Here is a 12,776-nt window from a genome sequence, read left to right on the forward strand (position 1 = left end):
GCGTCAGAGCTCGACCCAACCGGTGCGCACGCGCCATGCGCCGCCGTCTCGGAGATGGCGCACGATTGCCCGCTCGAGCCGAGTGCCCTGGGGCGGCAGGTCGAGGTCCGGTTTCTTCCCGTCGAACACGAATTCGAACACGTCGTCGTTGCCGGGGCTGGCGCCGGGAATCATGCGGAAGCGCCGTTGGAAGCGCACGATGTTGCTGTCGGCGGGCAGGTAGTCGGCCAGCTGGTCGTCGAGCAGCCACGACGTGCACACGGCGACGCGGTAGTGGTGGTCGGGGAAGTACCGGTCGAAGAACTCGCGTGCGAGCGCGAACGACGCGTCGCACTCGGTGGGATCGAGGGGGCCGGCTCTGCGGATGTGCACGCCCAGAGCCGGGTCGCCGTGCGCGAAACCGGCCTCGAGTTCCTCGAGGGTTCCGGCTTCGTACCAGACGGAGGAGCGGTTGAACTGGAGCCGTCCGAGCTGGAAGAGCTGGCCGGTGAAGTGCTGGGTCAGCCAGTGCTGTTCGGTGTCGAGCCCGCGCCGGCCGGAGACGCGAGCGCGGATTGCCATGCGGCCGCCGACGTCGGCGAGCGTCGCCCACAAGATCGCGCTGGCGATCTCGTGATCGACGTACCACCGCTCGATGTCGGGAACCGCGGCGAGGAAGATGGCGACGTAGAGGTACGGCGCGAGCGGCTCGTCGGCGTCGGCGAGGGACGGCCACCGCAGCCGGCCGGGCTCGCGGGCTCCGATGCGTCGGACCAACTGTGTGTAGCAGCGCGCGACCAACCACCGCGCGTCCGAGTCGTCGTGGATCGCGGGCAACCGATCAACGATGTCGTCGACGGCGCCGGGTGGCACGGCGAGCCGACCGAGAAGCTCGCGTGCGGTGTTGCGCTCCGGGAGGACGGGCTCGATCGGGTCGATGGCCTCGAGCTCGTCGAGCAGCGCCGCGTTGCTCTCGTTGATTCGGAACCGGTCGCGTACCGATGCTGCAGAGGCCACGTCGGAGATTGTTCCAGTTGACCGTGCGTGAAGGCGCCGTCAGACTCGGGGCATGAGCGAACTTCCCGTCAAGATGCGCGCCGCGGTCCTCCACGGCCAGATGGACCTCACGATCGAGGAGCGGCCGGTGCCAACAGTTGGTCCCCGCGACGTGCTGCTCGCGGTGAGCCACTGCGGGGTGTGCGGCACCGACCTCCACTACGTCTTGGAGGGCTGGGGCAATCCGTCCGACAGCATCGAAGGTCATGAGTTCAGCGGACGGGTCGTGGCCGTCGGTGCCGCCGTCGAGCGATGGAAGGCGGGCGACGAGGTCGTCGGTGGCCCGTCACCGCGCTGCGGCGAGTGCGAGTACTGCCGATCGTTGCGGCCGTCGCTCTGTACCGGTCGCGGCCAGTTCGGCGACGGGCACGGCGACTACCACGGCGCGTTCGCCGAGTACGTGCTCGTACGCGAGAACAGCATCGTCGCCATTCCGCCCAACGTTTCGTTGCGCGCCGCCGCGCTCTCCGAACCCCTTGCGGTCGCGCTGCACGGTCTCACGCAGGGGGGTGTGCACGCCGGGCAGCGGCTGCTCATCACCGGTGGCGGTCCCATCGGAACCCTGTCCCTCGCGGCGGCGCGCGCACGCGGGGTCACCGACATCGTGGTGAGCGAACCGCACCCGAAGCGTCGTGCGTTGGCCGAACTCCTGGGCGCGGTGACGGTCGAGCCCGACGAGCTCACGGTTCCCGCCTACCCCGGTGCGCTCGTAGACGAGCCCTTCGACGTTGCCCTCGAGTGTTCCGGACGGCCGAAGGCCATGGAGGTCGCGCTCGGGCAGCTGAAGCGCGCCGGCACCATGGTGCTCGTCGGCGCGGGCGTCGAGTATCCGCGGCTCAACACGAGCCGGATCCTGCTCAACGAGCTCGTGATCACCGGCGCGTTCGTGTACGACCACGATGGTTTCGAACGCGCGCTCGAACTGCTCGCCCGTCGCGACTTCCCCACCGATCTCCTGATCGAAGCAAACGACGTGCCGCTCGACGGCATCTTCGAGGCGATCCAGCAGCTCGGCTCGGGCGACCTCGCGGCCAAGGTGATGATCGTCCCGCCGAAGAGTTGACGCACGGGCGGACGCGCGACCGCGCCCCAGAACGGGCTTGCTCTCAGGTGGTCATCGCAACGCCTCGTCGGGTGCTTCGGGGTGGCGGGCGGGTAAAAGCGCGCGTTTTGGTGCGGAAACCGCTCCCGAATGCACACTTTTCGGACGTCGAATGCCAGGAAGCTGCCAGCGCCTACAGCGGCTATCGGTTCCGCTTCGCAAGGCGAAAGGCAATGAACCCCGGCTCCATGCCGAGTTTGTCGTGGTCGTCGGTGTATTGATCAGCCATCTCTGGCAGAGGGAGTGGCTCGACGACACGCTCGATGAGGAACCCGGCCTCGGAGAATTCGGAGGCGGTCTTCGAGAGCGGCAGTCGCCAGTAGCGCACCTTCCAGCCACGCCTCCAGGTTTCGAGTACGAGGGAGACGTCGAAGTAGCTGCCGCCGTGAGCTAACCAGTCTCGGGTCGGATGATGCGTGGAGACGATGAGTCTCCCGTCGGGTCGCAGAACTCGGTGGATCTCGCGCAACGCCCCGACTCGGTTGTCGAGGTGATGAATGACGAGGGCCATGACGGCGATGTCGAACGACTCGGGCGCGAGCCAATCCAGCGGGGACTCGAGGTCATGCGTCTGGAACGTGGCGCGGTCAGGAACCCGCTCGCGGGCCAGTTCGACCATTGTGGAACTGGCATCCACGCCGGTGACCTCCTTCGCCCCGCGTGCGACGAACTCCTCGGCATAGAGACCGGGTCCGCATCCAACGTCGAGCACCTCCAAACCCCGCACGTCGCCGCAAAGATCGAGCACGGCGGGCCGGTCATACATCGCGTTGTACGCGCCGGTCGCTGCATGACGCTCGTAGTCCCGAGCAATCGGGTCCCAGAGCGGCGGTTCGTCAGTCGCCACAGGGGCAGATCATGGCGCAGGCCTAGGGGTCGCCGCTCGCTCCGCCTCCACCCGCCCACGCGGCGGTGATCCGCGCGTGCGCGTCGCGATACGTGAAGTAGTCGGGGCGCAGGTGCGCGACCGCGCACTCGTCGCCGCGTTCGCACTCGCCGACTCCCGGTGAGGACTCGACGAGCTCGCCGGGGCAGGTGGGGCGCTGATTCTGGACTGTCACGCCGCAGAGCTTAGAAGCGGCTCGCACTCACAGATCGAGGTGGAGCCGGATTGCCCGATCGAGCTCATGGAGGAGGTCGGCGGGCAGCTGGCCCGCGACCGCGCCGATCCGGTCCAGTGCCACCGATCGAATCTGTTCTGCGTGGGCCTTGGAGTCATGCGCGAGTGCACACCGGTCCGCAGGGAGCAGCACCTGGAATGGGTAGACGCGACGCACGTTCGTCGTGACCGGCACAATGGTCACGACACCTCGGCCGAGTCGCTGTGCAGTTCCGTTCGCGCCGTCGTTGCTCACGATCACCGCCGGGCGGCGCTCGTCGGCCTCACCGCGGCGCGCCGGATCGAGGTCGACCCACACCACGTCCCCGCGAAGCATCAGCGGGCGACGCCCTCGAGGCCATCGGCGTCGGCCGCTGCCCACAACTCGCGGTCGGAGTCGGCCCATTCAGCCCACGCCGCCGCGTAGTCGTCGCCGAGCTCGCTCGCGCGCAGCAACGACACCGCGCGCTGGACCACGCCCGACCGGCTTTCTACGCCGTGCTCATCGGCGTACTGGTCGATGAACTCGACGTCGGCGTCGGGGATACTCACGCTCAGCTTCAGGAGGGACGCGACCGCGCAGCGCTTCACTCGATGTGCTTGCGGCTCTGGAGCGCACGCTCCTCGAACTGGTCGAGTCCGCGTTCGACGATGCGGTCGTGCGCCCACGACAACGCGGGGCGCGCGATGGTTGCGAGCGGTCGGAGCAACGACGAGCGTACGTCGAGCGTCCACGCCAACCGTGCCTCGCTCCCGTTCGGTGTGACACTGAGCTCGAGTTGGGCCGGTCCAACAAGGTCGCCGGTGACCCGCGTGACCAGCTTGCGCCCGGGGACGGCTTCGTCGACGTGGATCGTGCACCGCAGCTGGTACGGGAGTGGCGCCTGGATCAGGAGGTACGCGATCGCTCCCCCGATGAAGCCGTCGCCGTCGATCTGGAACTCCCGGAGCCATGGCCACCACTCGCGGTACTCGTGGGTCTGTTCCAACGTGGTCCAGAGTTCCTCGGGAGTCACCGCGAAGCTCCAGGCTCGGTCGAACCGGAACGGCGTCGCCACGTGAGTTCTTAGGTCCGCGCCAGGAGTGGAGATTGGCGGTCACCGGGCGCGGCCACCGCGACCGATGGCCCGGTTCGCTCGAAGCAGCCGAGCGCGAACACGACGGTGGCGGACCAAACCGCGGTAGCGCCGGCGATGTGGATGCCCACGAGCAGCGCGGGGATGTCGTTGAAGTACTGCGCGTAGCCCACGCCGGCCTGCGCGACGAGGACGATCAGCAGCACCGTGAGGCGCGTCTGCACGCTCCTCGGCGCGCGGTCGATGTGCACGAGCCACAACGTGATCAGCACGAGCCCGAGGAACACCATGACCGTCGTGCCGTGCACGCGCGCGACTTCGGGGATCCGGAGGTCGAAGCGGGTCACGTGGTCCTTGTTGCCTCCCCCGCTGTGCGGCCCCGCGCCGGTGACGACGGTGCCGGCGACGAGCACCAGCACGGCGACGACGAGCAGCGATCGGCTCATGGCGACGATCCGCGCGGTGACGATCCGGTGGTTCTCGGTCGCGTCGTCGGGCTGCCCCGCACGTCGGTACAGCACGATCGCGTTCGTGAGGAGCACGATCGACACGAGGAAGTGCGCCATCACGAAGCCGGGCTTGAGGTCGAAGAGCACGGTGAGACCGCCGAGGACGGCCTGGGCGAACACGCCGACGACGAGCCCGACCGACAGCCACACGAGGTCGCGCCGCCGGGGCGTGCGCACGAGGCTGCCGAGCACCGCGACGATCACCGCGATCGACACGAGCCCGGTGAACATGCGGTTCACGAACTCGACCATCGCGTTGTAGTCCGACGCCGAGTGCGGCGTGAGCCGTCCGGCCGAGCAGTTCGGCCATGAAGGGCAACCGAGACCCGAATCGGTGAGCCGGACCGCGCCGCCGGTGACGATGATGATCGCGAGGAGGATCGCGGCCACGAGCGTGACGCGCTGGTAGGCCCGGGGGCTCAGATGCGGGACCCGCATGGTGAGGGCGATGGTACCTACGCGGGGTCCGCGGTCAACACCTCGAGGGTACGGCGCTCGGTCCACTCGAGATGGTCCCACTCCTGAGTGAACGAGTGGTACGCCAGGTGCGCCAGTCCGATGTGCACCTCGTAGCACCGCAGCCGCGCCGCGAGATCGGGTACCGCGAGCCCGATCGCGTCGTAGTGCCGGCGCGCCGCCCGCCCGACGCCGACAGCGTCGAGGCCCGGGTAGAAGGGTGCCCAGAACGTGAGCCAGGCGAGGTCGTACAGGAAATCGCCGTAGAGCGCGCAGCCCCAGTCGAACACCCCGCTCACGCGGTCGCCGGCAACGAGGACGTTCCCGTACAGCAGGTCGGAGTGGAGGAGATGGCGGATCTCCGGGCACGCCTCGACCAGCGAGGCGAGCTCGTCGAGCGTGCGGTCGAACGTGCGCGCGACGTGAGGTCGACGGTCGAGTTGGGCGCGCCACCCGCGCACGGGGTTCGCGACGAGGGTGGGCTGGTCGTCGCCGACCGCGAGGAGGTACCCGCGCCACGTGTCGTGTTCGCCGTTACCGTCGGGGAGCTGTGGGCCGAACCCGGTCGTCGACGAGAGGTCGATCCCCCGCATGGCGTCGAGCGCGCCGAACAGCGACGGGAGCGTCCGGAGCATCCGGTCGACATCGAGCTCCTCGAGAATGTCGCCGTACACGCGCTCGGAGATCGCGTACGCGGAGCCGTTCGCCTCGCCGATCTCCAGCACCCGTGGGATCGGGAGGTCGGGCGACGAGTGGGCCGCGTACATGCGGTCCTTCTCGAAGTTCCAGGCCTGCTCCGCGAACCGGATCACCAGGTCTCGCCCGTCGCGCCGGAAGAAGTAGGCCTGCGACCACGCGCCCTGCCGGGGCGCGGCCACCACGTCACGCACGCCGTCACCAAGGTGTTCGGCGAGGAACTCCCCCGCCGCGGCCTGATCGACGGCGGGCCGTTCCACGTCAGCGCCTGGCGCGTACCGCGGCTCGCCCGCGGGTGGTCGCGTCGAGCACGACCTTGCGGAGCCGGAGGCTCACTGGTGTGACCTCCACGCACTCGTCGTCGGCGATGAACTCGAGCGCCTGCTCGAGGGAGACCGGGCGCGGGGGCACCAGCCGAACCAGCTCGTCGGCCGACGCGGCGCGGTGGTTGGTGAGCTTCTTCTCTTTCGTGGGGTTCACGTCGATGTCGCCGGGGCGCGCGTTCTCGCCCACGATCATCCCCTCGTAGACCTCGACGCCGGGACCCACCACGAGCTGGCCGCGCTCCTGCAAGTTCATGCACGAGTAGGCGGTCGTCATGCCGCGGCGGTCGGCCACGAGGCTGCCCGTGGGTCGCGTGCGGATCTCGCCGTGCCACGGCTCGTAGCGGTCGAACACGTGGTGCAGGAGCCCGGTGCCGCGTGTCTCGGTCATGAACTCGGTGCGGAAGCCGATGAGGCCGCGCGCCGGCACCAGGTAGTCGAGGCGCACCCAACCGGTGCCGTGGTTCACCATCTGCTCGAGCCGGCCCTTGCGCAGCGCGAGCAGCTGCGTGACCACCCCGAGATAGTCGTCGGGCACGTCGACCGTGAGTCGCTCCACCGGTTCGTGCCGCTTGCCGTTCACGTCGCGGGTGACGACGTCGGGCTTGCCCACCGTGAGCTCGAACCCCTCGCGCCGCATCATCTCCACGAGCACCGCGAGCTGGAGCTCACCTCTTCCCTGCACCTCCCAGGCGTCGGGGCGGTCGGCGGGGAGGACGCGGAGCGACACGTTGCCGACGAGCTCGGCGTCGAGGCGGCCCTTCACGAGGCGCCCGGTGAGCTTGGAGCCGTCCTGGCCCGAGAGCGGCGACGTGTTGATGCCGATCGTCATCGAGAGGCTCGGGTCGTCGACGTGGATCACCGGGAGCGGCCGGGGGTCTTCGGGGTCGGCGAGGGTCTCGCCGATCGTCACGTCGGCGAGCCCGGCGATGGCGATGATCTCGCCCGGCCCCACTTCGGTCGCGTCGACGCGATCGAGTGCCTCGGTGACCGACAGCTCCGTGATCCGAACGTTCTGCATCGTGCCGTCGGCCCGGCACCACGCGACCAGGTCGCCCTTGTGCAGCGTGCCGTGGCGCACGCGGCACAGCGCGAGGCGTCCGACGTACAGCGACGCGTCGAGGTTCGTGACGAGTGCCTGGAACGGGTGCGTGGGGTCGTACTCGGGCGCGGGGATGTGGTCGAGCAGCATCTCGAAGAGGGGTTTGAGGTCGTCGACGCCCGCAGTCTCCGTCGCCGCCAGGTCCGGATCGTCGGCGTCGAGCGACGCGCAACCGGTGCGCGCGTTGCAGTAGACGATGGGGAAGTCGATCTGGTGCTCGTCGGCGTCGAGGTCGAGGAACAGTTCCTCCACTTCGTGCACGACCTCGGCGATGCGCGCGTCGCTGCGGTCCACCTTGTTCACCACGAGTATCACCGGGAGTCGCGCTTCGAGCGTCTTCCGCAGCACGAAGCGCGTCTGCGGGAGCGGCCCCTCGCTCGCGTCGACGAGGAGCAGCACGCCGTCGACCATCGTGAGCGCACGCTCCACCTCGCCACCGAAGTCGGCGTGGCCGGGAGTATCCACGATGTTGACCTTCACGTCGCCGTATCGAACGGCGGTGTTCTTGGCGAGGATCGTGATGCCCTTCTCGCGCTCGAGGTCCATCGAGTCCATCACGCGGTCTGCCACCTCTTGGTTGGCGCGGAACGCGCCCGTCTGGCGGAGCATGGCGTCGACGAGGGTGGTCTTGCCGTGGTCGACGTGCGCGACGATCGCGACGTTGCGGAGGTGGCTTGCTCGGGATTCGGCGCGCGCGGGCACTCGGAGCCTTTCGTGGCGAGAGGCTTCCATGATACCGGCCGCGTCGTGCAGAGTACGCACGTGCGGAACTGGTTCCATGTGCGATCCGAGCTGCCGCGGCCCGACCGGCCGGCGGGTTACGACGACGACGTGGAGTACAGCGAGGCGCTCGTGGAGCACTTCGTCGACCTGTTCACCGAGCCGGGCGACGTGGTGCTGGATCCGTTCATGGGATTCGGCACCACCTTGATGGTCGCCGAGCGGATGGGTCGGCGGGCGATCGGGATCGAGATGCTGCCCGAACGGGCCGAGTACGTGCGTGGGCGCGTCGCCGACCCGGCATCCGTCATCACCGGAGACGCCCGCGAGCTGCGCTCCTTGGGGATCGGCGCGATCGACTTCTCGATGACGTCGCCCCCGTACATGACGAAGGACAACCATCCCGAGAACCCGCTGAACGCGTACGAGTCCCTCGACGGCGATTACGACCGCTACCTCGTCGATCTCCGCGACGTGTACGTGCAGGTCGCCGAGCTCCTGAAGCCCGACCGGGTGGCCGTCGTCAACGTCGCCAACATTAGATATGGAGGTCCCGAGATCACGCCGCTCGCGTGGGACGTCGGGCGCGCGCTGTCGGACGTGCTGCACTTCGAAGGCGAAGTCGTCGTGTGTTACGACATCGAACCGCCCGAGCTGACGAACGACTACTGCCTGGTGTTCCGGAAGCAGCGGACCCGAACGGAGGGTTAGCGTGCTCCGATGGCGACGGCATACGACGAGTTCGGGCTGTTCCACGAGAACGCGGAGGAGTGGGGTCTCCCCTACGACGGCCCACCGATCGTGCGGCGTGAGCGCGTGGAGGTGGCGCCGGGTCGGTCGCTGAGCGCGCTCGTGTGGGGATCGGCGCCGCCCGAGATCGTCTTCCTCCACGGCGGCGCCCAGAACGCGCACACGTGGGACACCGTCGCGATGGCCCTCGGCCGCCCGCTCGTCGCGATCGACCTTCCGGGGCACGGCCACTCCGACCCGCTTCCCGACACGCCGTTCGCCCCGCGCGACTTCGCGGCCGACGTCGAGGTCGTCGTTCGCGCGCTCGCGCCCGACGCGCGCGGGGTGGTCGGCATGTCGCTCGGCGGTCTCACGTCGATCGCGCTGGCAGCGCGCACACCCGATCTCGTGCGCAAGCTCGTGCTCGTCGACGTGGTGCCGTCGATCAACCTCGAGCGCGCCGCGCCCATCGGCGAGTTCGTGAACGGGCCGGTGAGCTTCGCGTCGTTCGACGAGATCCTCGAGCGCACGATCCAGTTCAACCCGACGCGCTCGGAGTCGTCGCTACGCCGCGGCGTGCTGCACAACTCGGTCCAGCGCGACGACGGCACGTGGGTGTGGCGCCACCAGATGCACTGGGCGCCGGGCGAGCGGAGTGAACGCGAAGCCGTCGCACTGCCGGAGTTCGACACGCTGTGGGACGACCTGGCGGGTCTGCGTGTGCCGGGGGTGGAAATTCCGGTGATGCTGCTGCGGGGGCTCGCGCCGAGCTCGGTGCTCGACGACGACTCGATCGCGCAGTTCGGCGAACGCCTGCCCAATGGGCGCGTCGAGGAGATCGAGGGCGCGGGGCACAGCATCCAGGGTGACCAACCCGTCGTGCTGGCTCAGCTCGTGGGCGAGTTCCTCGACACCGCCGACGCCTGACGCCCCCCGAGCAGCCGCGCCGCGACTGCCGCGATCGCCCCGCACACGACCGCGGTGACGTACGCGGGCACCACGACGATGACGAGCGTTCCCACGAGCTGGTCCTCGAAGCGCAGGTCGGTGCTGTTGTAGGCCACGATCACCAGGACGAGGAGCGGCACCGCCCCGATGAGCGCCGCGAGCGCTCCCGCCCCGATCCGTTTGGTGATCCATCCGGTGATCACCGCACCGAGGGCGAGCCCGAACCCGCCACCGAAGGCCCAGAGCACAGGCTCGGCCACGTTCCTGCGCCCCGGGCCGTTCACGGTCGACTCCAACGAGGCCGCGAGCACTGTGAGGAGCAGCGTGGCGACGACGGCGATCGCGGCGCCCAGCCACACCGCACGCCAGTCCTCGGTCCGCATGTGGGGCAGAATAGGTGGCATGACGACGACACCTGCAGCCACCACCTCTCCGTTCACGCGGATGGACGAGTCCACCGCCGACGAGTGGGCTGTGATCGCCCGCGAGTCCATGGCCAACCGCGACCGCATCGCCGAGCGCGTGCTCGGCCTGCTGCGCAGCCTCGACGAGATCACCGACGGCTTCGCGGTCGACCAGCTCACGCACTGCCTGCAGACCGCGACCCTCGCGGAGCGCGCGGGCGCCGACGACGAGCTCGTGATCGCGTCGCTGTGCCACGACATCGGCAAGGCGGTGAGCGTTCCCAACCATCCGCGCATCGCGGCGGAGATCCTGCGGCCGTACGTGCGCGAAGAGGTGCGGTGGGCGATCGAAGTGCACCAAGACTTCCAGGGCCGGCACTACTACCACCACCTCGGCGGCGATCCCACCGCGCGCGAGCAGTACCGCGGCCACCCGTCGTACGCGCTCGCGGAGCGCTTCGCCGACGAGTGGGACCAGATCGCGTTCGATCCCGCGTACGACACGCTGCCGCTCGAGCACTTCGAGCCGCTCGTGCGCGAGGTCTTCTCGAACCCCAGCTCGTTCTGAGCACGTTCTCGCGTTGATGCTCATCCCGTTTCCTGACGACTGGTCGCGCGCGCTCTGCGTCGTCGCGCATCCCGACGACCTCGAGTACGGGATGGCGGGCGCGATCGCGAAGTGGACCGCGGCAGGGCGTGAGGTGTCGTACCTGCTGGTGACGCGCGGCGAGGCGGGCATCGACGGCATGTCGCCGGCGGAGACCGCGGTGGTCCGCGAAGCCGAGGAGCGCGCGAGTGCGCGTGTCGTCGGCGTGTCGGCGGTCGAGTTCCTCGACGGTCATGCCGACGGGGTCATCGAGTACGGGCTGCCGTTGCGTCGCGACCTCGCGTACGCGATCCGCCGTCACCGTCCGGAGGTGCTCTTCGGGTTGAACCAGCGCGACTCGTGGGGTGGGCGGTCGCGCAACTCGCCCGACCATCGCAACGTGGGCCTCGCGCTGCTCGACGCCGCGGGCGACGCGGGGAACCGGTGGGTGTTCCCGGTCGATGGTGTCGAACCGTGGAGTGGCGTGCGGCTCACGGCGTTCAGCGGATCACCCGAGCCCACGCACTACGTCGACATCGGCGAGCACATCGAGACCGGCATCGCCAGTTTGCGTGAGCACGTGACGTACATCGAGGGGCTCGGCGGATCGTTCGACCCCGACGCGTTCCTGCGCGGCAACGCGCGCGGCGCGGGAGAATCGGTGGGCTGCGAGTACGCGGTCACCATCGAAGTCTTCGGGGGCTGACGAGCGGGACCAGGCGACACCTCCAACTATCACTTGACGATATATGTCAACTACTGCCGCTCCCGATCGCGCATTTCCACATCCTCGTCGCCCTCACCGGTGGCCAGCAGCACGGTTACGCGATCATGGGTGAAGTCGAAGAGCTGTCACGCGGCACGGTGAAGATGGGCCCAGGCACGCTCTACGGAACCCTCAAGCGTCTCGTCGACGACGGCTTCGTCGAAGAAGTCGACGGCCGGCTGCACAAGCCCGAGGACGAACGCCGCCGGCGCTAGTGACCGCGCTTGGCCAGCGCGTGTGCGTGGCGGAAGCCGATCGCCTGACGCACCTCGCCAGGGTCGCGAAGAACAACCTGCGCCCGGAACTGACGTGACGTGAACACCGACCGGCGCGTGTACCGGAGCCTGTTGGTGCTGTACCCCAAGGCATTCCGCGACGAATTCGCTCCCGACCTCGCCCAGACGTTCAGCGAGCTCGTGCGCGACCGCGGGGCGGCGAACGCCTGGCGTCGCACAATCGTCGACCTCGCGGTGACTGTGCCGCGCTACCGACTGGAGACCACCATGAACTTTCAGAAGCCGAGCACCGTCTTGAACACGCTGATCGTGGCACTGGCGCTTGCGGGGTATGGCACGCTTGCCGTCGGTGCGTTCGTCGGTCTCCCCCTCCTCGCACTCGCGGTGCTCCTCGGCGTGACGCAACGTTCCCAGCTCGCGCGTTCACTGCGCCACGAGGTCCCAGTACGCAATGTCGGCCACGGGGTCGTCGCCCCGTGCGGCTTCCCAATCGACGACGCCGGTGATCGGTTGCCTTCCACGAGCAGATGCTGCAGGGACCAGTCGCCGTGCACCAGGGTCGACCTCCAGTTCTCGCGGTGTCCGCCCGACTACTCAGCGATCGTAGGTGTCGTACCCCCGTGTCATGATGCGAGGACTTCCCCGGACTTCCCCGTCGATGTGTTCGTCTCGAAGGGAGAACCCGGTGTCCGAGGTCCGTCAGCTCGCCGAGCGCTTGTCTGGTTCGCTCGCTGCGTTCGAGCCGGGCCGGTACTCAGGTGCTGATTGCGCCGAGCTTGCCGAGCTGTTCGCCAAGACCGCGAAGTGCTGTGAGACGGCGAGCGTGCGGGCGGCAGCTCGGGCGGCGGAATGCGGGGCCCATCGCAGCCGGGGCGACGCCTCAGCGGCCGACTGGTTGGCGCGAGCGGGCGGGTCCTCCACCGGCCAGACGAAGGCCGCGCTGGAGACGGTGAAGGCACTCGACGCGTGTCCGGCCACGAAGAACGCGC

General features: G+C 68.9%; 17 protein-coding genes. 7 read left to right on the top strand and 10 right to left on the bottom strand.

The window, feature by feature from the left end; genetic code table 11:
• Positions 1 to 3: 3 nt before the first annotated feature.
• Positions 4 to 996 carry an acyltransferase domain-containing protein gene (locus WD271_06960; protein MEX1007570.1) on the bottom strand — a complete coding sequence of 331 codons (993 nt, stop codon included), beginning with the start codon at positions 994 to 996 and terminating at the stop codon, positions 4 to 6.
• A gap of 52 nt (positions 997 to 1,048) precedes the next feature.
• Between WD271_06960 and WD271_06965 the strand changes: the two genes are divergently transcribed.
• On the top strand, positions 1,049 to 2,098 hold the full coding sequence (locus WD271_06965; GenBank protein ID MEX1007571.1) for an alcohol dehydrogenase catalytic domain-containing protein: 1,050 nt from the start codon (positions 1,049 to 1,051) through the stop codon (positions 2,096 to 2,098).
• 181 nt (positions 2,099 to 2,279) lie between these two features.
• Here WD271_06965 and WD271_06970 read toward each other — a convergent pair whose 3' ends face one another.
• The 8 genes from WD271_06970 to typA are packed head-to-tail and all read right to left on the bottom strand — an operon-like array spanning position 2,280 to position 8,100.
• A complete protein-coding gene (locus WD271_06970; GenBank protein MEX1007572.1) occupies positions 2,280 to 2,984 on the bottom strand; it encodes a class I SAM-dependent methyltransferase in 705 nt (234 codons plus the stop codon).
• A gap of 22 nt (positions 2,985 to 3,006) precedes the next feature.
• Positions 3,007 to 3,198: a hypothetical protein gene (locus WD271_06975; GenBank protein MEX1007573.1), complete on the bottom strand. Its 192-nt coding sequence runs from the start codon at positions 3,196 to 3,198 to the stop codon at positions 3,007 to 3,009.
• Between the two features lie 27 nt (positions 3,199 to 3,225).
• Entirely contained in the window at positions 3,226 to 3,573 is a 348-nt protein-coding gene (locus WD271_06980; GenBank protein MEX1007574.1) for a type II toxin-antitoxin system PemK/MazF family toxin, read from the bottom strand.
• Positions 3,573 to 3,827 (bottom strand): ribbon-helix-helix domain-containing protein, encoded by a 255-nt coding sequence (locus WD271_06985; protein ID MEX1007575.1) that lies wholly within the window; start codon positions 3,825 to 3,827, stop codon positions 3,573 to 3,575. The genes WD271_06980 and WD271_06985 overlap by 1 nt, the downstream gene beginning before the upstream one ends.
• Positions 3,824 to 4,294: an SRPBCC family protein gene (locus tag WD271_06990; protein ID MEX1007576.1), complete on the bottom strand. Its 471-nt coding sequence runs from the start codon at positions 4,292 to 4,294 to the stop codon at positions 3,824 to 3,826. Before WD271_06990 ends, WD271_06985 begins: the two co-directional genes overlap by 4 nt.
• Before the next feature lie 8 nt (positions 4,295 to 4,302).
• Positions 4,303 to 5,259 carry a COX15/CtaA family protein gene (locus WD271_06995; protein MEX1007577.1) on the bottom strand — a complete coding sequence of 319 codons (957 nt, stop codon included), beginning with the start codon at positions 5,257 to 5,259 and terminating at the stop codon, positions 4,303 to 4,305.
• 17 nt (positions 5,260 to 5,276) lie between these two features.
• Complete coding sequence (locus WD271_07000) at positions 5,277 to 6,233, bottom strand: phosphotransferase (GenBank protein MEX1007578.1); 957 nt, start codon at positions 6,231 to 6,233, stop codon at positions 5,277 to 5,279.
• Between the two features lies 1 nt (position 6,234).
• A complete protein-coding gene (gene typA, locus WD271_07005; GenBank protein MEX1007579.1) occupies positions 6,235 to 8,100 on the bottom strand; it encodes a translational GTPase TypA in 1,866 nt (621 codons plus the stop codon).
• A 60-nt stretch (positions 8,101 to 8,160) separates the two neighbouring features.
• Here typA and WD271_07010 point away from each other — a divergent pair, with 60 nt between their 5' ends.
• Positions 8,161 to 8,829 (top strand): DNA methyltransferase, encoded by a 669-nt coding sequence (locus tag WD271_07010; protein ID MEX1007580.1) that lies wholly within the window; start codon positions 8,161 to 8,163, stop codon positions 8,827 to 8,829.
• Positions 8,830 to 8,838: 9 nt separating this feature from the next.
• Entirely contained in the window at positions 8,839 to 9,774 is a 936-nt protein-coding gene (locus WD271_07015; GenBank protein ID MEX1007581.1) for an alpha/beta hydrolase, read from the top strand.
• Here the strand turns inward: WD271_07015 and WD271_07020 are convergent.
• Positions 9,735 to 10,178: a hypothetical protein gene (locus WD271_07020; GenBank protein MEX1007582.1), complete on the bottom strand. Its 444-nt coding sequence runs from the start codon at positions 10,176 to 10,178 to the stop codon at positions 9,735 to 9,737. The two genes, WD271_07015 and WD271_07020, sit on opposite strands and share 40 nt — an antisense overlap.
• 19 nt (positions 10,179 to 10,197) lie before the next feature.
• Between WD271_07020 and WD271_07025 the strand changes: the two genes are divergently transcribed.
• The 4 genes from WD271_07025 to WD271_07040 all read left to right on the top strand — a co-directional run.
• A complete protein-coding gene (locus WD271_07025) occupies positions 10,198 to 10,767 on the top strand; it encodes an HD domain-containing protein (protein ID MEX1007583.1) in 570 nt (189 codons plus the stop codon).
• A gap of 16 nt (positions 10,768 to 10,783) precedes the next feature.
• Entirely contained in the window at positions 10,784 to 11,491 is a 708-nt protein-coding gene (locus tag WD271_07030; protein MEX1007584.1) for a PIG-L deacetylase family protein, read from the top strand.
• A 125-nt stretch (positions 11,492 to 11,616) separates the two neighbouring features.
• The gene (locus tag WD271_07035; protein ID MEX1007585.1) at positions 11,617 to 11,766 is read left to right on the top strand and encodes a helix-turn-helix transcriptional regulator; all 150 of its coding nucleotides are present in this window, start codon (positions 11,617 to 11,619) and stop codon (positions 11,764 to 11,766) included.
• 706 nt (positions 11,767 to 12,472) lie between these two features.
• On the top strand, positions 12,473 to 12,776 hold a 304-nt coding region (locus WD271_07040; GenBank protein MEX1007586.1), incomplete at its 3' end, for a hypothetical protein.

The sequence above is a fragment of the Acidimicrobiia bacterium genome (assembly GCA_040880805.1).
Classification (GTDB): Bacteria; Actinomycetota; Acidimicrobiia; order IMCC26256; family DASPTH01; genus DASPTH01.